Genomic DNA, 19,572 nt, shown 5'->3' with positions numbered 1-19,572 from the left:
GAAGGTGGCAAGCAGTGCTCGGATCGTCGTACTTCGAATTGAAGGGCCGGGTCGCCGTGGTGCTCGGCGGGCCGGATGGGGTGTCCGCGGCGGTGTCCCGGATGCTCGCCGAACGCGGCGCGCGGGTCGCCGTCGTCGGCCCGGACGAGGCCCGGCTCGCCGACCTCGTGGACGAGCTGCGCTGGGGCGGCGCGGAGGCGGTCGGCATCCTGGCCGAGGGCGCCGGAGCGGCCGCGATGGACGCGGTGCGGCTCGGCGTGCTCGCCGAGCTCGGCCGGCCGGACCTGCTGTTCGTGCTGCCGTGCCCCTCGCCGTCCGGCGGCGGCTGGCAGCAGACCGTCGACAGTGGACTGACGGCGACCTTCCAGGCGCTGCAGGCGTTCCTGCCGGGCATGGCCGAGGCCGGTGGCGGCGCCGTGGTGACGCTCGCGCCCTGTGGCCCCGACCCGGCGACGAACGCGGTCGGCGGCGGGGTGACCGCGCTCACCCGGCACTACGCCCGGCTGGTCGCCGACGCGGGCGTGCGGGCGAATGTCGTGTCCTGGACACCGCGCGAGTCGACCGTGGACGACGCCGCCTTCGCGGCCCTCTACCTGGCCTCGGACGCCGCGGCGAGCATGACGGCAACGACACTCGACGTTGCGGGTACATTGATGCGACTGTAGATCCTATGTACGAATGACCGTCCACCTGGGATAGTCAGGTGCCATGATGGGCTCGTCGCATGCGCTCTCCGGAGCGGCCGTCTGGTTGACAGGATCGCTCGCGCTGGACCAGTTCGCGGGCTTCCACCAGACGCCGCTGCAACTCGCCGTCGGCACCGCGATCTGCGCCGGTGGCGCCCTGCTGCCCGACCTGGACCTCTCCGGCCGGGTCACCCGGAACCAGGGCGGGGCGACCGTGGCGCACACGTTCGGCGTGCTCTCGCTGTTCCTCGCCGAGTGCATCGAGAAGTTCTCGCTCGGCGTCTACAAGCTGACCCGCATGAAGTACGACCCACCCCGGCGCAACGGCCACCGCACGCTCACGCACACGATCGTGTTCAACGTCGGCGTCGGGTACGGCACCCTCGCCCTGTGCAACGCCTACGGCAAGTGGGCCGTCATGGGCGTGCTCTTCCTTTCGTTCGCGCTCGCGCTGCGCGGCCTGTTCGAGAAGTGGGCCGAGCGCGCCGGCTGGGTCATCGTCACCCTCGCCGCCGCCGGCGCGGCGTTCCTGGTGTACGAGCGGCTCCCCGGTGACCGCGGCTATCCCCTGCTCGGCGTGGCGGTCGGCGTCGGCGGCCTGGTCCACCTGCTCGGCGACATGATCACCCGGCACGGCTCGCCGATCCTCTGGCCGATACCGACCGGCCGCCGGATGTGGCGCTGCATCGGCCTGCCGCACTCGATCGCCCTCACCGCCGGTGACAAGACCGAGACGGTGTTCCTGCGCACCGTGTTCGCCACGGTCGCCATCTTCGCCGGCGCGGTCCTGCTCGTCCCGATCCTCATCCAGCGGTTCAACATCGCGCTGTAGCGTCGTCAGCCGTGAGCGCGACCCTCGGTGAGTTCAGACTCATCATCGTGATGCGGACCGACCTCGGGATGGGGAAGGGCAAGATCGCCGCGCAGGCGGCGCACGCCGCGGTCGCCGCGGCGATGCGCAACCAGGGCACGGCGGCATTCGCCGACTGGTGGCGGGCCGGGCAGCCGAAGGTGGTGCTCAAGGTGCCCGACGAGGACACGCTCGGGCTCGTCGTCGGGGCCGCCGAGGAGGCCGGGCTGCCGGTCGAGGTGATCCACGACGCCGGGCGCACCCAGGTCGCTGCCGGCACCCCGACCTGCTGCGCGATCGGCCCGGCCCGCGGCGACGCGCTGCACCCGGTGACCGGCGGGCTGTCGCTGCTGTAATAAGGAAAGCGAAACGGTCGCCCCCGAAGCGGGAGCGACCGTCGTGTGCGGCGCGACGATCAGTCGGCGAGCGTGACGATGCCCTGCGCCCAGCGGAAGTACTTGTTGGTGCCCAGGTCGCGGACCGTCTTGATGTTGAAGGCGGCCAGCAGCTTCTCGGCGTCGCCCTCGCTGACGCCGGCGATCGCGGTGACGGGGGCGTCGGCGAGCTCCTGCGCGCTCTTGCCTTCCCACTCCTTCATCAGCTTCTTTTCCAGACCAAGCATGTCGCGCTCCTTCTGTCGGTGAAAACCCGCGCCAGGCTACGTCGCACATCTACAGCCTGCAACGTGAGAGCTTGCGGACGGGTGGACCGTTGCGCTTGCCACATCGGCCGTGTCGCGGAGATGATCGGCTGATGAACGGCCAATGGGGGCTGACGATCCCTCTCACCGGGATCCCGCTGCCCGACCACGCAGCGTTGCTGTCCAAGCTACCGGATCTCGGCTACACGGACGTCTGGTCCTCGGAGGTCGCCGGAACCGACGCGTTCACCCCGCTGGCGCTCGCCTCGGTCTGGTCCCCGGCACTTCGGCTGGGCACCGCGATCGTCCCCGTTTTCACCCGTGGCCCCGGCCTGCTGGCGATGCAGGCGGCCGCCCTCGCCGAGGCCGCGCCGGGGCGGTTCGCCCTCGGTATCGGGGCCTCCTCGCCGGTCGTGGTCGGCGACTGGAACGCGGTGCCGTTCGACCGGCCGTACGAGCGCAGCCGGGACGTCCTGCGCTTCCTGCGCCGCGCGCTCGCGGGCGAACTCGTCGACGGGGACTTCGACACGTTCACCGTGCGGCGGTTCCGGCTCGAGCGGGCTCCCGAGCTGCCGCCGAAGCTGCTGTTGGCGGGTCTTCGAGGCCGGATGCTGCGCCTGGCGGCGGCGGAGGCCGACGGCGCGATCCTCAACTGGCTGTCGGTCGAGGACGTGGCGACCGCGCGGGCCGAGCTGACCGCCGCGCCCGAGGGCTTCGAGGTGGCGGCGCGCATCTTCGTGTGCCCCACGGCCGACGCCGAGGAGGCCCGCGCGACCGGGCGCCGGCTCATCGCCGCCTACCTGACGGTGCCCGCCTACGCGGCGTTCCACCGCTGGCTGGGCCGCGGCGAGGTGCTCAAGCCGATGTGGGACGCGTGGGCGGCCGGCGACCGCAAGAGCGCGCTGGCCGCGATCCCGGACGAGGTCGTCGACGCGCTCATCGTCCACGGCGGCGCCGACCGGTGCCGCGCGCACGTCCAGCGCTACGCCGACGCCGGGGTCACCACGCCGGTCGTCGCGCTGCTGCCGACGCGGGAGCTCATCGCCGGCGGCGCGCCCGCGCTGCTGGAGACGCTGGGAGAGCTGGGGGCGCGGTCGTGAGGCTCGATGGGAAGGTCGTCGTCATCACCGGCGCGGCGGGCGGGATCGGCGCGGCGATGGCCCGCCGGTTCGCCGCCGAGCAGGCCGCCGCGCTCGTGCTGGCCGACCTCGACGGCGCGGCCGTCGCGGCGCTTGCCGCGGGCCTGCCCGGCGAGGCCGTCGGCGTCGAGGTCGACGTGACCAGCGAGGAGCAGGTCGCCGAGCTCGTCGGGGAGACGCTCCAGCGCTACGAGCGCATCGACCTGTTCTGCGCCAACGCCGGCATCATCAGCGGCACCGGCCTTGAGGCCACGGCCGAGACGTGGGCGCGCACCTGGGCGGTCAACGTGCTGTCGCACGTCTACTCGGCGCGGGCGGTGCTGCCGTCGATGCTCGAGCGGGGGTCCGGATATCTGCTGCACACCTGCTCGGCCGCGGGCCTGCTGACCGCCGTCGGCGACGCGCCCTACGCGGTGACCAAGCACGCCGCGGTCTCCTTCGCCGAGTGGCTGTCCATCACGTACGGCGACCAGGGCGTGCGGGTCAGCGCGCTGTGCCCGCAGGGCGTGGACACCCCCATGCTCACCGGCGGGCTCGAGGCCGGCCACATCGGCGCGAAGGTCACCGCGGCCGGCGGCGCCGTCCTGTCCGCCGACGAGGTCGCCGACGCCGTCGTCGCCGGCCTGGACGCCGAACGGTTCCTGATCCTGCCGCACCCCGAGGTCGCCCGGTACTACCTGCACCGCGCGACGGACACCGACCGCTGGATCGCCGGCATGCGCAAGCTGCGCGACTCCCTGTCATGAGGCGCCCCGACGTGCTGCAGGCGGCCCTGGACGTGGTCGTGCCGTTCGTCCGGGGGCGCCAGGGCCGCAGCATAATCGGCATCTGCGGCCCGCCGGCGGCCGGCAAGTCCACGCTGTCCAGCGCGCTCTCCGACGCCCTGAACGTCCACGATGGACTGTCCAGTGCGGCCGTGCCCATGGACGGCTTCCACCTGTCCAACGCCGAGCTGGACCGCCTTGGCCTCACCGACCGCAAGGGTGCCCCGGAGACCTTCGACGCGGCCGGCTTCGTGCACCTGCTGCGCCGCCTGCGCGCCGGCGAGGACCTGGTGTACGCCCCGAGCTACAGCCGCACCCTGCACGAGTCCATCGGCGGCGTGATACCCGTGCCCTCGGACGTGCGCGTGATCGTGGTGGAGGGCAACTACCTGCTGCTCGACCACGGCCCGTGGTCCTCGGTGCGCGGGCTGCTGGACCTCGTGCTGTACCTCGACGCGCCGGACGAGGTGCGGCAGGAGTCGCTGGTGCGCCGCCAGCTCGCGAAGGGCCTGGCCCTGCCGGAGGCGCAGGACTGGGTGTACCGCAGCGACGAACGCAACGCCGAGGTCATCGCCGGCACCCGCAACCGTGCCGACCTGATCCTGTCCCGCAGCTAGGCGCGCTTCGCGCGGGCGCCGGCGGGGGGCGCCGCCGGCTATTCGGCCTGCGGCCCCGCCGCACGATCTCGTCGACGTCGAGCTTGAGTGACAGCATGGTCGGGTGACCAATGAGACTCGACGTTCCCTTCACGGGCTGGCCGAGCTGGTGCTCGCCGGGCCGCAGCACCGCGCCAGCGGGACGATCCGGCTTCGGATCACCGAGGACGGGTTCGCCACCGTGGCCGCGCCCGATCTGCGGGTGACCGCCGACTCGCTCGTCGTCGGGGGGCGGCGCGTGCCGCTCGCCGGGCGGACGCTCGCCGAGGTGGCGGACGACGCCGGGGTCGAGATCGGGGCGCCGCGCGAGCTCTACCCGGACGGGTCGGGGGCCGCGCCCTGCGATCGCGTCGTGCTCGACGGGGCGGCGGAGATCATCGGCGGGTTCGTCGCGGGGGACGCGGCGCTGCGGGCGATGGGTGGGGACGCGGTTGCGGTGCTGTGGCCGGAGCACTTCGACGTCGGCATCTCGCTCAACGAGGTGAACTTCGGGGTGTCGGCCGGCGACGGGACGATCGACGAGCCGTACGCGTACGTCGGGCCCTGGAAGCCGCGCTCGGGCGACTTCTGGAACGTCTCCTTCGGGGCCGCTCATCCGCTGCGCGAGCTGCCGGACCTGGGCGCGTTCTTCGCGGAAGGGCGGCGCCGCGCCGCCGAGGGCTGAGCCGGACGGGAAGCCCGCCAGGTCGGGCTGATGGGTCGGGCGCCCCGGGAGGTTCCCCGGGGCGCCCGCTGGTTGTTGTGGTGTTCAGGCCGGTACGGTCACAGGCCGGTGTGGTTGGTCACCGAAATACCGACACGGGTCGATCAGTGGTGAATTCGGCCGGCGGTGGTGGTTAGGCGGGCTCCCCCGCCGCCCCAGCGGCCGGCGATGATCTCGGCGGCGATGCTCACCGCGGTCTCCTCGGGTGTGCGCGCCCCCAGGTCCAGGCCGATCGGTGAGGAGAGCCGGGCGATCTCGGACTCGCCGACGCCGGCCTCGCGCAGCCGCGCCATGCGGTCGTCGTGGGTACGCCGGGAGCCCATGGCGCCGACGTAAGCGAAGTGCTGCCGCAGCGCGACCCGCAGCACCGGTACGTCGAACTTGGGGTCGTGGGTGAGCACGCACACGACGGTCCGGTCGTCGACCCGGCCGGCCTCGATCTCACCCTCCAGGTAGCGGTGCGGCCAGTCCACGACCACCTCGTCGGCGCCGGGAAAGCGTTTGGACGTCGCGAAGACCGGGCGGGCGTCGCAGACCGTCACGCGGTACCCCAGGAAGCCCCCGATCCGCGCCACCGCGGCGGCGAAGTCGATGGCCCCGAACACGAGCATGCGCGCGGGCGGGGCGTACGAGGCGACGAACAGCGTCAGCCTCTCCCCGCGCCGCTCCCCGTCCAGGCCGTAGTGCAGGGCATCGGTGCGCCCAGCGGCGAGCAGGCCGCGGGCGTCGTCGGTCGCGGCGGCGTCCAGCCGCGGCGAGCCGAGGCTGCCGTCCACCGAGGCGGGCCAGACGACGAGGCGGCGGCCGATGCGGTCGTCGGGACCCTCCACGATGGACACCACGGCGACCGGGTCGCGGTGCTCGATCGCGTGGGCCACCTTGTCCAGCGCCGGGAACGTGTCCGGGCCGACCGGCTCGACGAGCAGCTCGATGATGCCGCCGCAGGTGAGGCCGACGGCGAACGCGTCGTCGTCGCTGACCCCGTAGCGCTGCAAGACCGGAGTGCCGGTCTCGACCACCTCGCGCGCCAGCTCGTACACGGCGCCCTCGACGCAGCCGCCGGACACGCTGCCGACGGCGGTGCCGTCCGGGCCGACCAGCATCGTCGCGCCCGGCGGTCGGGGCGAGCTGTGCCAGGTGCGCACGACGGTGGCCATCCCGACCGGTTCTCCCGCGCGCCACCAGCCCAGCAGCTCGCTCAACACCTCACGCACCGCGAACCTCCATGCGCGAAGCGCGACAGCTCCAGCGGATATGCCTCGAACTCGTCGCCGGCGCGGTCGACCTCGTCGACGAGCAGCACGCACGGGGCCCGCTCGATCGCCCGCAGCAGCGGCCGGGAAAGCAGGAACCGCCGGTCGTAGAGGTCGGGCTCGGGCTCCTCCCCGGCGGCCTCGGCGAGCGCGGCCGCGAACGCGGTCTTGCCGACCCCGGCGTCGCCCTCCAGGAAGATCGGCCGGTGCAGGCGCAGCGAGAGAAAGCCCGCCATCGCGAGCTCCTCGTCGGCGAGGTAGCCCACGTCGGCCAGGCGCGCCGCGACAGCGGCCGGCGACGCGAAGTCCGGCACGCTCCCACTATCCTCCACCGAAGGCGGATCCGGAAAACCCGTGCGGGCCATGAACGCGCGCGCCGCTCAGGTCTCCGGCGGCACGTCCAGGTCGGTGTCGTCGGCGATGTCCTCGCACGGCACGCCCTGCACCTCGGCGGAGTGGGCGATCAGGTAGGCGCGGGCGCCGACGTCCGCCGTGGCCAGGGTCGTCACGCCCGGCCAGTGGTCGCGGCCCAGGATCACCGGGTGGCCGCGCCGGCCCTTGTACGTGGCCGTCAGCAGCGCCCCGGAGCCCCCGGGCGCGGCGGCCAGCAGGCGGGCGACCGCCTCCGGGCCGATGCCGGGGGTGTCGACGAGCAGCACCGCCACCGCCTGGGCATCGGTCTCGGCCAGCGCGGCCAGGCCGACCCGCAGCGAGGAGCCCATGCCGCTCTTCCAGATGGGGTTGTCCAGCAGCTCGACGCCGGCGAGCTGCGCCTCGTCGCGCACCCGGCCGGACTCCGCGCCCAGGACCACCCAGATCCGCGTGCAGCCGCCGTCGCGTAGGGTGGCGACGGCGCGTTCGACCAGCAAGCGGCCGTCCTCGTGGCGCACGAGGGCCTTGGGCCCGCCATACCGGCGGCCACCACCTGCGGCGAGAACCAGTCCGACTATCGCGCTCAGCGGGGCTCTCCTACGTCCACGGGTCAGCACCGACGCGGATCAGATTAGTACCCGCTCGGTAGGCTGCATGCTCATGGCCCTCCATGATCACTGTTCGTATTGTGGCGCCGCCTATGCGCAAGGGGCGCCGTGGCCGCGGGTGTGCGCCGTGTGCGGCGAGACGACCTGGCGCAACCCGCTGCCGGTCGCCGTCGTGCTGCTGCCGGTCGACACGGACGAGGGGCGCGGCATCGTGGTGGTGCGCCGCGACATCGAGCCGATGCGCGGCGAGCTGGCGCTGCCCGGCGGGTTCATCGAGCTCGGTGAGTCGTGGCAGGAGGCCGCGGCCCGGGAGCTGCGCGAGGAGACCTCGATCCTCGCCGACGCGGCCGACGTACACCTCTTCGACGTGCAGAGCGTGCACAGCGGCAACCTGATCGTGTTCGGTCTGCTGCCGCCGCGCCCACTGGCCGACCTGCCGGCGTCGATCCGCACGGAGGAGTCGCTCGGGTTCGAGGTCTCGGTCGGGCCACGGCCGCTGTGCTTCTCGACGCACACCGACGCGATGGCCGCCTACTTCGCGTCGCTGTAGCGCTCCACGATCGACACGTCGAGGGGGAAGCGCACCTCGGTGTCGCCGAACAGCAGCCGCCGTGCCTCGTCGCCGGCGGCGTGCACGGCGGCGGCGACGGCCTCGGCCTCAGGCCGCGGGCAGTGCACCACGACCTCGTCGTGCTGGAAGAACACCAGCTCCGCGCGGCGCCCGGCCAGCGCCGCGCGGAGGCGGGCCAGCAGTACCAGGGCCCACTCGGCCGCGGTTCCCTGGATCACGAAGTTGCGGGTGAACCGGCCGCGGGCCCGGCCCCGGGCGCCGCCGCGCGACTCGACCTCGGCGCCCGGCTCGTCGAACCCCTCGCGCCAGGTCGCCGAGGCCGGCGGGCAGGTCCGGCCCAGCCAGGTGCGCACCAGTCCCCCGGTCTCGCCGGTGCGCGCCGCCCCCTCGACGAGGTCCCAGGCGGCCGGGTAGAAGCGCCGCAGCGCGGCGAGGGCCGGCGCGGCGTTGCCGCCGGTCTGGCCGTACATCGCCCCGAGCAGCGCTATCTTCGCCTTGGCGCGGTCGCCGTCGAACGCCTCGGCGGCGAGGTTGGCGTAGAGGTCGCCCGCGGCGGCGGCGCGGGCCAGGCGGCGGTCGGCGGAGACGGCGGCGAGCACGCGCGGCTCCAGCTGCCCCGCGTCGGCGACGACGAACGCCCAGCCGGGGTCGGCGACGACGGCCCGGCGGACGACTTTCGGGATCTGCAGGGCGCCGCCGCCGCGGGTGGCCCAGCGCCCGGACACGACGCCGCCCGGGATGTACTCGGCGCGGAACCGCCCGCCGGTGACCCACTGGTCCAGCCACGACCAGCCGTGCGCGACCCAGAGCCGGTAGAGCTCCTTGTACTCCAGCAGGATCGGCACCGCCGGGTGGTCGACGTGCTCGATCTCCCAGCGGCGGGTGCTGCGCAGCATGATGCCGACCCGGGCGAAGGCGCGCAGCAGCTCGGCCGGCGAGTCGGGATGCACGCGCTGGCCGAGGGCGTCGTTGAGCCGGGCGCCGAGCTCGGCCAGGCGAGCGGGCGGGCCGCCGACCGGCGACGGCGGGCCGAGCAGCTCGCGCAGCAGGGCGTCGTGCACGTCGGCGCGCCAGGGCAGCCCGGCCAGCCCCATCTCGACGGCGACCAGCGCCCCGGCGGACTCCGCCGCGATCAGGGTGCGCATGCCGCCGGCCCGGGGCGCGAGCGGGGGCGCGGACGGCAGCTCGGGCAGCGCCTCGATCCGCGCCCGTTGCGCCGCATAGACGTCGAGAAGTTCGCGCAGCGGTACCGCCGGTGCGTCGAACGCGTCGAAGAGCGAGTCCTGCGACAGGCCGGGGGGCTCGGCCGCTCGCGCCGGCGGGTCGGGCGGCACCGGACGTCCCGCCAGGCGGGCGCTCGCCGCGGCGAGCGCCCGTGGCTGGCCCCAGGCGCCCTCCGCCCCGAGCAGGAGCGCCTCGGCCAGTTCGAGGTCGTGGCAGCGCTCGACGCGGACTCCCGCCCGTACCAACCGGGGATAGATGTCCGCCGTCGACGCCCACAGCCAGCGGGGGCGGTCGCGTGACTCGACTTCCGCGACCGCCCCCGCCAGGTCGGTGACGTGCCGCTCGGGCCCCGCGGGCGTGCCGTCGTCGGCCAGCGGCCTGAGCAGACCACCGGCCCCGGAGGGTGTCAGCGCGACGAGCACGAGGGCATTACACCGCACCCGCCGGGGTCCACGGCGTGCTTGCGCTTACTTCACGGCACCGGCGGTGAGGCCGGCCTGGATCTGGCGCTGGAAGATGATGTACATCACGATCATCGGCAGGATCGAGATCGTCAGCGCGGCGAAGAGGCCGGACCAGTCCGCCTCGTAGCCGGCCGCCGTCGAGATGTCTTGGATGCCCTGGGTGAGCACCCACTTGTCCTTCGCGCCCGCCATCAGGAGCAGCGGGAGCAGGTACTGGCCCCATTGCCCGATCAGGTTGAAGATCGTGAGGCTGATCAGACCGGGCTTGGCCATCGGCAGCATGACCGAGAAGAACAGCCGCGTGTGCGAGGCGCCGTCGATCGTCGCCGCCTCCGCCACCGAGTTCGGCAATGACCGGAAGAACGCGGTGAGGAAGAAGATCGTGAACGGCAGCGAGTACGCGATGTAGACGACGATCAGGCCGCCGTAGCTGTTGAGGCCGAAGTACGGGCCGATGACCGCCAAGCTACTGATCTGCTTCACCTGGAAGAACAGCGGGACGACGGCGAGGAACGGCGGGAAGGCGATGCCAGCCACGAACAGGAAGTAGATGAGCCGGTTGCCGACGAACTTGTAGCGGGCCAGGACGTAGGCGGCCATCGCGCTCAGCAGCATGGTGCCGGCCGTGGCGACGGCGACCACAAACGCGCTGTTGAGGACGTAACGGCCGACGTTCGCCTTGGTCCAGGCCCGGCCCCAGTTCTCCCAGCGCAGGTGCTCTGGCAGCGTCCACGGCGCGCTGAAGATCTCGGTGGTGTTCTTGAACGAGGCGAGGAACACCCAGATGAGCGGCACGATGATCATGAGTGCCCAGATCGCCAGGATGATGTGGCCGACCCCGCCGGCGATGTTGAGCTTGCGCCGCGGGCGCGGCGGCGGCGGCACCGCGGGGGCGCCCGGCCGGCCGCTGCGCTGACCCGGCGTGTCGTGGCCGATGATAGCGGTCATTTCCCCGGCCTCTCAGTACTCGTAGGACTCACGACGGGTGAGCCGCAGCGTGAACGCCGCGAACACCAGCGACAGCACGCACAGCGCGACACCGTAGGTGGCGGCGTCGCCGTACCGGCTCATCTGGATGTTGTTGTAGATCTCGAGTCCCAGCACGGTGGTGGCGCCGTCGGGGCCACCGTTGTCCTGGGCGAGCACCGACACGATCGCGAATCCGTCGAACGCGAGGATGCCGAGGTAGACCCAGGCCGTCTGGATCGTGTCCCACAAAAGCGGGAACGTGACCCGGAAGAACAACGTCACCTTGTTGGCGCCGTCGAGCTCGGCGGCCTCGTAGATCTCCGCCGGGATGTTCGCCATGCCGGCGGAGAAGAGCACCACGTAGAAGCCGACCGCCTGCCAGACCAGCACGGCGATGAGCGCGGGCAGTGCGAGGTTCTTCTCGATGAGGAAGCCGACCGGCTTCTCCAGTCCGGCCCGCAACAACACACCGTTGATCAGGCCGGACTCGTTGGGCCGGTACACGGTCGCGAAGAGCACCGAGATGACCGGCACGGCGAGGACCTGGGGGAGGAAGAACACCACCCGGTAGAAACTCGACCCCCAGACCCCCGCCGTCTTGCCGCCGACGCCTTTCCCGCCCACGTTGAGCAGGAAGGCGAAGACCAGCGCGAACGCAATTGTGAACAGCGGCAGGAAGACCAGGATGACCGCATGATGCTCAAGCGCCTTCCAGAACCGCTCGGCGTGCAGCATCCGATCGTAGTTCTCCAGACCGACCCACCGTTTCGCGGTGAATCCGCGCCATTGGTAGAACGACAGATTGATCGTCTGCACGTACGGCCAGAGAACGAAGTACGCATAGAGCAGCACCGGCGTAGCCAGGAAACCCACAATGAAGGGGTATCTTCCATGCCGCATGATCAGGCTCCGATCAGCGCTTGAACTTGGTGACGGACGAGTCCTTCTTGATCTCGTCAGCCTTCTTCTGGATGCGCTCGACGAACGCGTCGGCCTTGATGCGGCCGAACATCAGCTCGTTGGTGGCGGTACGGGCCTCCTTGTCGAGGTCCTTGTACCAGCCGTCGAAGTACAGGTTGAACACTTCCTGGCCGGCCGCCTTGAGGGCGTCCTGCGAGGACTGCGTGCCGGGGGTGAAGGTGAGGCCGTCGGTGCTGCCCTGGACCACGGTAGGCGCCTTGACCGTCTCGGTGAAGCCCTTGCCGCCGGCCTTCGACAGCATCTGGCGCATGTACTCCAGGCCGCCCTTGGGGTTCTTGCTCTTCGCCAGGACGATGTAGCCCTCGCCGGCCGCCGCGCGAACCGCGGTCGGCTTGAGCTTGTCCGAGGCGGTGACGCTCGGCGTCGGCATCATCTGGTACTTGAAGTCGTCCGGCGTGTCCTTCTTCTGCTCGTTCTCGAGCCAGTCGCCGGACGGGTAGAACGCCAGCTGGTACTGGTTCTGCTTGAGCTGGACGTCGGTGTGCTTGAGGCCCTCGGCGCCCTGCAGGTTGTACTTGGCACCGATCTCGGCCCACGCCTCCGCGGCCTGCTTGACCGCGTCGGCCTTCCAGGCACCGTCCTCGAGGTTGTCGATGTTCTTGAGGACGTCCATGCCGCCGATCTTCGCGGCGCTGGTGAGGATCACGTTCCACTGGTAGTACGCGGCGTTGGCACCGGCGTACGCGTACGGCGCGATGCCGGCCTTCTTGATCTCCTCGCAGAGCGCGGTGAACTCGCTCCAGGTGCTCGCCGGCTTCCAGCCGTGGTCGGCGAAGAGCTTGCCGGAGTACCAGATGCCGAACACGGTCGAGACGTAGTACAGGACGTACGGCTTGCCGTTGAACGAACCGGCGTCGATCGTGCCGGGCATCAGGGTGTCGCGGACCTTCTTGTTCGGGTCGTCGACCGACGGCGCGTCGAGCAGCGGCGTGAGGTCCTGCAGCTGGCCGTCGGCGACGAGCGCACCGAAGTCCATCGACTTCTCACCGGAGTTGTTCACGAACTCCGGGGCGTTGCCGCCGGCGATCAGCGGCTGCACCAGGGTGGAGATGGCCTGGCTGGACTGGTGCTTGACCTCGGACTTCGGGTGCGCCTTCTTGTACAGCGGCTCGTGCACGTCGGTCGCGTACTTGTCGCCGTAGCCGCCGTTGAAGATGACGACGTTGATCGGCTGGTCCTCGGGCGCACCGAGCGGGTTGTTCGCGCTGACCTCCCCGGTGTTGCTGGTGGAGGGCTCCTCGCTGCCACTGTCCGCGCAAGCGGCCAGCAGACCGGCGGCCGGCGTGGCGAGCAGGCCCGCAGCCGCCGCGCGCCGCAGGACGGTACGACGAGTCAGTTCATTGGACATTTGGGGGTCTCCTCGGTTCGGGTCAGGCGGTTCGCCGGACGCGTCCGGCGTACCGCGACTCGAGGGTGTGGTTGTGCTCGTCCCCGCCGGGGACGTTTGCGGAGAGGTAGACGGGAGCCACCTCACCCGCGGCCTCGATGCGTCGCACGACCTCGGCGACCACCAGCTGCGCGATCAGCGCGTTGGTGACCGACGAGACCGGGCAGACCGCGCCGCCGCTATCCAGCGACAGCAGTGCGTCGCCGTACGGCGCGCCATTGTCCAGCACGACGTCGGCAATGTCGGCGAGCCGCTTGCCCGAGGGGTGTCTGGGGGACACCCGGAGGGTGTGCTCGACCGATGTGATAGCGATCAACCTGTGCCCGCGCTGCTTGATCAGCAGCGCCATCTCGACGATCCCCCCGTTGATCCCCGACTGTGAGGCCATCACGAACACGTCCTCGGGACGCGGCGCGGCGATCTCGTAGAGCCGGGCGGCGATGCTCGGATCGCGTTCCAGCTTCTCGTCCTCGAGGATCTTCGGGTCCGCGCCGCCGTAGACGACGAGGTCCCGGAGGAGGATCTTGTTCGTCGGCACGAGGCCCCCGGCGCGGCCGGCGAAGTCCACCGCCACCGCCTCGGAGTGTCCCGTGCCGAACGCCTGGAGGAGGCCGCCGGCGCGCAGCGCGGCGACGATGTGGTCGGCGGCCTGGCTGAGGCCGTCGACCTGGGTCAGGGCGATCCGGTCGATGACCGACTGGATCGCGGAGACGTAACCGTGAGCGGTGACGGCCATCCCGTCGCCCTTTCTCGCGCGAGCGTCCTGGAGGGTGGTCACGACCCTTCCTTTCCGGACGGCGACCGGTGACCGGCGACCGCCTGGGCCGTGACGGAGAACGCTGCGTGGGCGCGCTCGTGGGTGCGCTGGGCGACCGCGATGTACAGCAGGTCGAGCACCACGAGCTGCGGGTGCCGGGCCGAGAGGGCGTCCGGCCGGAAGGTGGTCGCCTGCGTCGCGGTGAGCAGGACGATGTCGGCGACCTCCGCCAGCGGCGAGCGCGGGAAGCTGGTCAGCGCGATCGTCGTCGCGCCCCGGCTGCTCGACTCGGCGATCATCTCGACCGTCTCGCGTGCCTGGCCGCTGTGCGAGACGCCGAGCGCCACGTCGCCGGCCTTGAGCAGCGCCGCGCTGGCCAGGCCGTTGTGCACGTCGGTCCACGCCCAGGCGGCGACGCCGATGCGGTGCAGGCAGAACTGCATCTCCCCGCCGACCAGCGCGCTGCCGCCCTGTCCGTAGATGTCGACCCGGCCGGCGCGCGCGATGGCCTCCGCGGCGCGCTCCACCTCGGCGAGGTCCAGCAGCGCGGCGGTGTCGTGCATCGCCTGCGTGTCGGCGGCCATGATCTGGCCGAGCACGCGCTCCAGCGGGTCGGTCGGCTGGATCTCGCGACCGATGTCCACCGTCCAGCCGCCGGTGCGGGCGGCCCGGCCGGTCTCGCCGGCGATGGCCAGTCGCAGCTCGGCGTAGCCGACGAAGCCCAGCGCCCGGCAGAAGCGGGTCACGGTAGCGGGCGAGGTGCCGCTGCGCTCGGCGAGCTCGACGATGGTCGAGCGGGCCGCCGCCGCGGGGTCGGCCAGGATCAGCTCGGCCACGCGCTGCAGGGCGCCGGTGAACTCGGGCAGCCCGGCGCGGACCCGCACCAGAACGCTCTCGCCGGCGCCGGGCGCGGCGAGCATGAAGCCGTCGGCGGGGCCGGCCGGTGCGATCTGGGACGGCGGGACCTGCGCGGCCGCGGAAACGGACGACACCGGCGAGGCGCTGACCGCGGTCTGCACCGCCGTCGTGAGCTCCTCGCGTGACGTCATGACGTTTCCCTTTCAGCAAAGTTCCTTAACTGTTAGTGGTAAAAGTTCTTACTGAAGGGCCCTTCTTGTCAAGGAGTTGGGTGAAGTTTTCAAACTGTTACCAAAGAAGTGGATCTTAAATACAGCTAAAAGAGCAGGTCGGAATAGATCTCGATCTTGAGGCGACGCCGCCCGCCGACCGCCCGGGAAGACCACCCGAGACGGGCGCGGCGGCGGGCACGAGCCGGGAATTAGCCCGTTTTGTTACAAGCGGAGGTTGGGTCGGGATCGCCGGTTTTCACGGAAAAGGCCGAACCAACCCGTCTGGGATGATTCGGCCCCGCCGATGATCGTCGTGTTGACCTGGGCGTTTTCAGCCCGAAATACGCCCGTGCTCATGCAGCGCGCTGGTCAGAATTTCCAGGCCCTCACGCGCCTCGTCCTCGGTGAGGTTCAGCGGCGGGCCCATGCGCAGGGTCGTGCCGTACAGCCCGCCCTTGCCGATCAGCAGGCCGTCGCGCTTGCACGACTCGAACACCGCGGTCGTCGCCGCCGCGCTGGTCAGCTCGACGCCGATCATGAGGCCCCGGCCGCGCACCTCGGCGACGATCGGGCTGTCCACCGCGCGCAGGCCGTCGAGCAGGATCGCACCGGTCCGCGCCGCGTTGGCCTGCAGGTCGTGCTCGAGGATGTAGTCGAGCACCGCGTTGCCGGCCGCCGTGGAGATCGGGTTGCCGCCGAAGGTGGAGAACGAGATGCCCTGCACCGACTCGAGCACCTCGGCCCGGCCCACAACGCCGGCCAGGGCGAAGCCGTTGCCGATGCCCTTGGCGAACGTGAGCAGGTCGGGCGTCACGCCGTGCGCCTGGTAGCCCCAGAAGTGCTCGCCGGTGCGCCCCCAGCCGGTCTGCACCTCGTCGCTGACCAGCAGGATGCCGTGCTCGTCCAGCACCCGCTTCCACACCGCCAGCAGGCCGTCGGGGCCGTGCACAAACCCGCCGACGCCCTGGATCGGCTCGGCGATCAGGCAGGCCACCGGCCCGGCGGTGGTGGTGGCCAGCACCTCGCGCAGGTCCTCCTCGGCCGCCTCGAGGTACCGCTCGTCGCTCATGCCCTTGAACAGCCCGCGCAGCCGGTCCCCGGAGTGCAGGTAGCTCACGTTGAACGGGCTGAGCGGCGAGGCGGACCAGGCGCGGTTGCCGGTCACCGCGATCGTGCCGGCCGTGCGGCCGTGGTAGCTGTTGCGCACGGCCAGGATGCTGTTGCTGGCGCGCTTGTTGGTGGCGACCTGCAGGGCGGCCTCGTTGGCCTCGGTGCCGGAGTTGGTGAAGAAGACCCGGGCGTCGGGGATGCCGGACAGCCGCGCGATCTTCTCGGCGAGCTCCACCTGCTGGCGGATGAGGTAGAGCGTGGAGGTGTGCACGATGCCGGTGCGCAGCTGGCGCTCGACGGCCTCGCGGACCTCCGGCAGATCGTAACCGAGCGAGTTGGTCAGCACGCCGCCGAAGAAGTCCAGGTAGATTTTTCCATTACTGTCCGTGACGCGCGAACCCTTGCCGGTGACCAGCTCGATCGGCTCGTCGTAGTACACGGGCATCCAGGCGGGCATGACCCGCCGATGACGGGTGAGTAGGTCGTCCATACCGTTCATTCTCGCGCTGGTGTTTTCAGGACGCTTCGGTATGCTGTCCGGCGATGCTGACGGCACCCAGACGTCTCCTCACGCTGGCGGTCACCGCGCTGCTGTTGGTGGCCACGTTCGGTAACCCGGCGACGGCGGAGCCGACCCCCGGCGCAAACGAGGACGGCGGGCAGAACCTCACTGTGCGTCAGGCCCTGGACAAGGCGACCGCGGCGTACAACGACGCGAAGGGCCGGCTCGACAAGTCCGTCGCCGACCAGGCCTCGATCGGCGACCAGATGGCCACGACGCAGACCCGGCTCACCGAGCTGCAGGCTTCGGCCGGCACGATCGCCGCGACCGCATACCGGGGCCGCCGGGTCAGCCTGCTCACGGTGATGGTCGGCGCCGAAAACCCCGACGACATGCTGCACAACATGGTCACCGTCGAGTACATGCTGCAGCAGGAGGACAAGCAGCTGCGCGAGGTGGTCGCCACGCAGAAGCAGCTCGAGCAGCAGCGCAAGGACATCGACGCGGCGGTCGCCAACCAGCAGGCGCAGCTGAAGATCATGGAGGCCAACAAGAAGGCCGCCGAGGACGCGCTGCGCAAGGCCGGCGGCGGCGCGGACGTGAGCAGTGGCGTGCCGACGGGCGGCAAGGTGACCACCAACCCGGTCGCCCGCAACTCCGACGGCTCGTATCCGTCCGAGGGCTGCACGATCAACGACCCGACGACGAGCGGGTGCATCTCACCGCGCATGCTCAACGCCTACAACGAGGCGCGCAAGGCCGGCTTCACGCACTACACGTCGTGCCATCGCAACGGCGGCGGCGGCGATCATCCGCTTGGCAAGGCGTGCGATTTCTCCGCGAATGCATCGACATTCGTCAACGCGAGGGCCACCGGCGCCGACAAGACCTACGGCGACAACCTGGCCGCCTGGGCGATCGCGAACGCCAAGAACCTCGGCGTGAAATACGTGATCTGGTACAAACGGATCTGGCAGCCGAGCAGCGGCTGGAAGTCCTACGGCGGCGACGGCACCCCGGCCGGCGACCACTACAACCACGTGCACATCTCGATGCAATAGCGAGCGGATATATCCAGGCGCTGACGCGCCCGGATATATCCGACATTTCGTATATGCACGGACCGCGACGGGCTCCTCGCCATCACGGGAACTCAGCTGCGCAGGGCGTCCAGGGCCAGCAGGGCCACGTGCAGCGACAGGCACACCGGGACCGCGTCGAGGTCGGCGCCCAGGATCTTGCGGATCTTCGCCAGGCGCTCGTAGAACGCGGGGCGGGACAGGTGGCTGTACTCGGCCGCCGCCGACTTGTTGCGGCCGCACTCGAGGTACACCCGCAGCACGTCCAGCAGCTGCTCGCGCGGGTGGTGTGCGTCGTGGGCCAGCAGCGGGCCCAGCTCCCGCTCCACGAACGTCTGCAGGCGCGGCTCGTCGCGCAGCATGCGCAGCAGGCCGGGCAGCCCGACGTCGGTGAGGCGGACGACGCCGGTGGCCGGGTGGCGTACCGCCTCGGCGACCTGGCCCGCCTCGACCAGCGACCGGCGCGCCTCGCGCGGGGACGACACGCCCTCGCCGGCCGCGATGACGACCGACCGGTCGCCCTTCTGCAGCCGCTCCGCAAACTGTCGTAATATTTCGGGCTCGTCCGATTTGTCGCGCAGGGTCAGCAGTACGCCTGCGCTCATCGCGTCCAGAGTCCCGACAAGCCCCTTGACCGACATTTCCGACAACGCCCGTTCGGCGTCGGCGGCCAGCGCCGGCCGGATCACCAGGCCGACGAGGTGGCGGCGCTCCAGCGGCACGCCCAGCGCCCGCGAGCGCAGGGCCACGTCCTCGACCGGCATGGTGTGGTTGAGCAGCGCGGTGAGGAGCGTCCGCTGCGGGCCCTCCGGGTCGGGGTCGATCAGCCGGCCCAGGGCGAGCGCCGAGGCCGCCCGCTCGATCAGAATGACGTACCGCGGCTCCGCCGACGGCACCCGCATGAGCAGCCGCCCCCAGTCCTGGCCCCGAGCGCCGACGGCGGTCACGAGCCAGCCCGACTGCGCGTCGTACCCGGTGCGCCCGGCGGGCCGGATCGCCCGCGAGTGCGCCTCCCAGCTGGCCAGCAGCAGCTCCGCCGAGCCGCCCGCGGCGTCGTACGCGAGCACCTGCCGGGACAGGTTCTCCAGCACCACCGGCGCGCCGGCCAGCGCCGCGGCCTGGGCGACGACCTCGGCCGGGCCGGCGCCCTCGACGGACAGGTCGGTGAAGCGCTGGTGAATCTCCTCCGTCGCCCGCAGCTCGGCCAGCTGAGCGTCGATGATCATCGAGTGCACGGCCTCGGTGATGGCCACGAACGGCGTGCCCCGGTGCAGCTCGACCAGCGGGAAGCCGAGCTCGTCCGCCGTGCGCACCATGACGGCCGGCAGTCGCTGTGCGTAACGGCGCCCCATCTCCACCGCCAGGCCGCACGCGCCGACCTCGGCCAGGTCGGTGATATACCGCCGCAACCCGGCTTCGTCCGGCGGCAGCCCGATGCCGGTGGTCAGCACGAGCTCCCCGCCACGCAGCAGGGTGGCGATGTCGGGCACCTCGGAGCTGTGCACCCAGCGAACGGCCTGGTCGAGCCCGCGTTCGCCCGCCACGATCCGCGGGGCGCCGTTGCGGACCGGCTCCAGGGCTAACACCTCGCGGACGGTCGGGAACATCAGCGCGGATGCTACAAGCAGAATGGGCCTCGTGGCCGTACCGATCACCAACCCCGACGACGAGCGCCTGTCCGACTACCGTGCGTCAACCGACGTGGTGTGGCGGCAGTGTCGCCGCCACACCACGGTCGGGGTTGTCAGCTCGCGCGCCCGGGCCAGCTCAGGCTAGCTCCGACTAGC

22 protein-coding genes are annotated in these 19,572 nt (G+C 71.3%); 10 read left to right on the top strand and 12 right to left on the bottom strand.

Annotated features, from left to right (window positions below):
- Nucleotides 1-14: 14 nt before the first annotated feature.
- Genes ACGFI8_RS13945 through pth2 form a run of 3 tightly spaced genes read left to right on the top strand, consistent with a single transcriptional unit; the run spans nucleotide 15 to nucleotide 1,892 of the window.
- Nucleotides 15-665 carry an SDR family NAD(P)-dependent oxidoreductase gene (locus ACGFI8_RS13945; RefSeq protein ID WP_392804192.1) on the top strand — a complete coding sequence of 217 codons (651 nt, stop codon included), beginning with the start codon at nucleotides 15-17 and terminating at the stop codon, nucleotides 663-665.
- 43 nt (nucleotides 666-708) lie between these two features.
- The gene (locus ACGFI8_RS13940) at nucleotides 709-1,518 is read left to right on the top strand and encodes a metal-dependent hydrolase (RefSeq protein ID WP_392804190.1); all 810 of its coding nucleotides are present in this window, start codon (nucleotides 709-711) and stop codon (nucleotides 1,516-1,518) included.
- A gap of 11 nt (nucleotides 1,519-1,529) precedes the next feature.
- The gene (gene pth2, locus ACGFI8_RS13935) at nucleotides 1,530-1,892 is read left to right on the top strand and encodes a peptidyl-tRNA hydrolase Pth2 (protein WP_392804188.1); all 363 of its coding nucleotides are present in this window, start codon (nucleotides 1,530-1,532) and stop codon (nucleotides 1,890-1,892) included.
- Nucleotides 1,893-1,951: 59 nt separating this feature from the next.
- Here the strand turns inward: pth2 and ACGFI8_RS13930 are convergent, their stop codons facing one another.
- Nucleotides 1,952-2,158: a hypothetical protein gene (locus tag ACGFI8_RS13930; RefSeq protein WP_392804186.1), complete on the bottom strand. Its 207-nt coding sequence runs from the start codon at nucleotides 2,156-2,158 to the stop codon at nucleotides 1,952-1,954.
- A gap of 149 nt (nucleotides 2,159-2,307) precedes the next feature.
- On the opposite strand from ACGFI8_RS13930, the gene ACGFI8_RS13925 reads away from it, so the two are divergent.
- The 4 genes from ACGFI8_RS13925 (at nucleotide 2,308) to ACGFI8_RS13910 (ending at nucleotide 5,399) form a co-directional block, all read left to right on the top strand.
- The gene (locus tag ACGFI8_RS13925; RefSeq protein WP_392805354.1) at nucleotides 2,308-3,276 is read left to right on the top strand and encodes an LLM class F420-dependent oxidoreductase; all 969 of its coding nucleotides are present in this window, start codon (nucleotides 2,308-2,310) and stop codon (nucleotides 3,274-3,276) included.
- Entirely contained in the window at nucleotides 3,273-4,061 is a 789-nt protein-coding gene (locus ACGFI8_RS13920) for an SDR family oxidoreductase (protein WP_392804184.1), read from the top strand. Before ACGFI8_RS13925 ends, ACGFI8_RS13920 begins: the two co-directional genes overlap by 4 nt.
- Entirely contained in the window at nucleotides 4,058-4,696 is a 639-nt protein-coding gene (locus ACGFI8_RS13915; RefSeq protein ID WP_392804182.1) for a nucleoside/nucleotide kinase family protein, read from the top strand. The genes ACGFI8_RS13920 and ACGFI8_RS13915 overlap by 4 nt, the downstream gene beginning before the upstream one ends.
- 103 nt (nucleotides 4,697-4,799) lie before the next feature.
- Nucleotides 4,800-5,399, top strand: coding sequence for a hypothetical protein (locus ACGFI8_RS13910; RefSeq protein WP_392804181.1), 600 nt, complete (start codon nucleotides 4,800-4,802; stop codon nucleotides 5,397-5,399).
- A 143-nt stretch (nucleotides 5,400-5,542) separates the two neighbouring features.
- Here the strand turns inward: ACGFI8_RS13910 and ACGFI8_RS13905 are convergent, their stop codons facing one another.
- The 3 genes from ACGFI8_RS13905 to ACGFI8_RS13895 all read right to left on the bottom strand — a co-directional run bounded on the left by ACGFI8_RS13905 (nucleotide 5,543) and on the right by ACGFI8_RS13895 (nucleotide 7,680).
- Nucleotides 5,543-6,652: an XdhC family protein gene (locus ACGFI8_RS13905; protein ID WP_392804179.1), complete on the bottom strand. Its 1,110-nt coding sequence runs from the start codon at nucleotides 6,650-6,652 to the stop codon at nucleotides 5,543-5,545.
- Nucleotides 6,637-7,005, bottom strand: coding sequence for a hypothetical protein (locus ACGFI8_RS13900; RefSeq protein WP_392804177.1), 369 nt, complete (start codon nucleotides 7,003-7,005; stop codon nucleotides 6,637-6,639). Before ACGFI8_RS13900 ends, ACGFI8_RS13905 begins: the two co-directional genes overlap by 16 nt.
- A gap of 66 nt (nucleotides 7,006-7,071) precedes the next feature.
- Nucleotides 7,072-7,680, bottom strand: a complete 609-nt coding sequence (locus ACGFI8_RS13895; RefSeq protein WP_392804175.1) for an NTP transferase domain-containing protein — start codon at nucleotides 7,678-7,680, stop codon at nucleotides 7,072-7,074.
- A 118-nt stretch (nucleotides 7,681-7,798) separates the two neighbouring features.
- Between ACGFI8_RS13895 and ACGFI8_RS13890 the strand changes: the two genes are divergently transcribed.
- The gene (locus tag ACGFI8_RS13890; protein ID WP_392804174.1) at nucleotides 7,799-8,221 is read left to right on the top strand and encodes an NUDIX domain-containing protein; all 423 of its coding nucleotides are present in this window, start codon (nucleotides 7,799-7,801) and stop codon (nucleotides 8,219-8,221) included.
- Here the strand turns inward: ACGFI8_RS13890 and ACGFI8_RS13885 are convergent.
- The 7 genes from ACGFI8_RS13885 to ACGFI8_RS13855 all read right to left on the bottom strand — a co-directional run bounded on the left by ACGFI8_RS13885 (nucleotide 8,203) and on the right by ACGFI8_RS13855 (nucleotide 16,694).
- Nucleotides 8,203-9,888 (bottom strand): bifunctional 3'-5' exonuclease/DNA polymerase, encoded by a 1,686-nt coding sequence (locus ACGFI8_RS13885; protein ID WP_392804172.1) that lies wholly within the window; start codon nucleotides 9,886-9,888, stop codon nucleotides 8,203-8,205. The genes ACGFI8_RS13890 and ACGFI8_RS13885 overlap by 19 nt on opposite strands.
- A 45-nt stretch (nucleotides 9,889-9,933) precedes the next feature.
- A complete protein-coding gene (locus ACGFI8_RS13880) occupies nucleotides 9,934-10,878 on the bottom strand; it encodes a carbohydrate ABC transporter permease (RefSeq protein ID WP_392804170.1) in 945 nt (314 codons plus the stop codon).
- Nucleotides 10,879-10,890: 12 nt separating this feature from the next.
- A complete protein-coding gene (locus tag ACGFI8_RS13875; protein ID WP_392804168.1) occupies nucleotides 10,891-11,772 on the bottom strand; it encodes a carbohydrate ABC transporter permease in 882 nt (293 codons plus the stop codon).
- Nucleotides 11,773-11,812: 40 nt separating this feature from the next.
- The gene (gene ngcE, locus ACGFI8_RS13870) at nucleotides 11,813-13,228 is read right to left on the bottom strand and encodes an N-acetylglucosamine/diacetylchitobiose ABC transporter substrate-binding protein (protein WP_392804166.1); all 1,416 of its coding nucleotides are present in this window, start codon (nucleotides 13,226-13,228) and stop codon (nucleotides 11,813-11,815) included.
- A gap of 22 nt (nucleotides 13,229-13,250) precedes the next feature.
- Nucleotides 13,251-14,003, bottom strand: a complete 753-nt coding sequence (locus tag ACGFI8_RS13865; RefSeq protein ID WP_392805352.1) for a sugar isomerase domain-containing protein — start codon at nucleotides 14,001-14,003, stop codon at nucleotides 13,251-13,253.
- A 38-nt stretch (nucleotides 14,004-14,041) separates the two neighbouring features.
- Nucleotides 14,042-14,944 carry a MurR/RpiR family transcriptional regulator gene (locus ACGFI8_RS13860; protein ID WP_392805349.1) on the bottom strand — a complete coding sequence of 301 codons (903 nt, stop codon included), beginning with the start codon at nucleotides 14,942-14,944 and terminating at the stop codon, nucleotides 14,042-14,044.
- Nucleotides 14,945-15,425: 481 nt separating this feature from the next.
- Nucleotides 15,426-16,694: an aspartate aminotransferase family protein gene (locus ACGFI8_RS13855; protein WP_392804164.1), complete on the bottom strand. Its 1,269-nt coding sequence runs from the start codon at nucleotides 16,692-16,694 to the stop codon at nucleotides 15,426-15,428.
- 53 nt (nucleotides 16,695-16,747) lie between these two features.
- Between ACGFI8_RS13855 and ACGFI8_RS13850 the strand changes: the two genes are divergently transcribed.
- Complete coding sequence (locus ACGFI8_RS13850; protein ID WP_392804162.1) at nucleotides 16,748-17,767, top strand: coiled-coil domain-containing protein; 1,020 nt, start codon at nucleotides 16,748-16,750, stop codon at nucleotides 17,765-17,767.
- A gap of 92 nt (nucleotides 17,768-17,859) precedes the next feature.
- On the opposite strand, the gene ACGFI8_RS13845 is transcribed toward ACGFI8_RS13850, so the two are convergent.
- Entirely contained in the window at nucleotides 17,860-19,392 is a 1,533-nt protein-coding gene (locus ACGFI8_RS13845) for a PucR family transcriptional regulator (protein WP_392804160.1), read from the bottom strand.
- 31 nt (nucleotides 19,393-19,423) lie between these two features.
- Between ACGFI8_RS13845 and ACGFI8_RS13840 the strand changes: the two genes are divergently transcribed.
- Nucleotides 19,424-19,561: a hypothetical protein gene (locus ACGFI8_RS13840; RefSeq protein WP_392804159.1), complete on the top strand. Its 138-nt coding sequence runs from the start codon at nucleotides 19,424-19,426 to the stop codon at nucleotides 19,559-19,561.
- Nucleotides 19,562-19,572 lie beyond the last annotated feature (11 nt).

It is taken from the genome of Dactylosporangium sp. NPDC048998 (assembly GCF_043197855.1).
Classification (GTDB): Bacteria; Actinomycetota; Actinomycetes; order Mycobacteriales; family Micromonosporaceae; genus Dactylosporangium.
This window is presented reverse-complemented; position numbering and strand designations above follow the sequence as displayed.

Coding starts and splice junctions, on each gene's coding strand:
- ACGFI8_RS13940 (WP_392804190.1), top strand. CDS start 709: ATGATGGGCTCGTCGCATGCGCTCTCCGGAGCGGCCGTCTGGTTGACA.
- ACGFI8_RS13930 (WP_392804186.1), bottom strand. CDS start 2,158: ATGCTTGGTCTGGAAAAGAAGCTGATGAAGGAGTGGGAAGGCAAGAGC.
- ACGFI8_RS13915 (WP_392804182.1), top strand. CDS start 4,058: ATGAGGCGCCCCGACGTGCTGCAGGCGGCCCTGGACGTGGTCGTGCCG.
- ACGFI8_RS13880 (WP_392804170.1), bottom strand. CDS start 10,878: ATGACCGCTATCATCGGCCACGACACGCCGGGTCAGCGCAGCGGCCGG.
- ngcE (WP_392804166.1), bottom strand. CDS start 13,228: ATGTCCAATGAACTGACTCGTCGTACCGTCCTGCGGCGCGCGGCGGCT.
- ACGFI8_RS13865 (WP_392805352.1), bottom strand. CDS start 14,003: ATGGCCGTCACCGCTCACGGTTACGTCTCCGCGATCCAGTCGGTCATC.
- ACGFI8_RS13860 (WP_392805349.1), bottom strand. CDS start 14,944: ATGCTCGCCGCGCCCGGCGCCGGCGAGAGCGTTCTGGTGCGGGTCCGC.
- ACGFI8_RS13855 (WP_392804164.1), bottom strand. CDS start 16,694: ATGGACGACCTACTCACCCGTCATCGGCGGGTCATGCCCGCCTGGATG.
- ACGFI8_RS13850 (WP_392804162.1), top strand. CDS start 16,748: ATGCTGACGGCACCCAGACGTCTCCTCACGCTGGCGGTCACCGCGCTG.
- ACGFI8_RS13845 (WP_392804160.1), bottom strand. CDS start 19,392: ATGTTCCCGACCGTCCGCGAGGTGTTAGCCCTGGAGCCGGTCCGCAAC.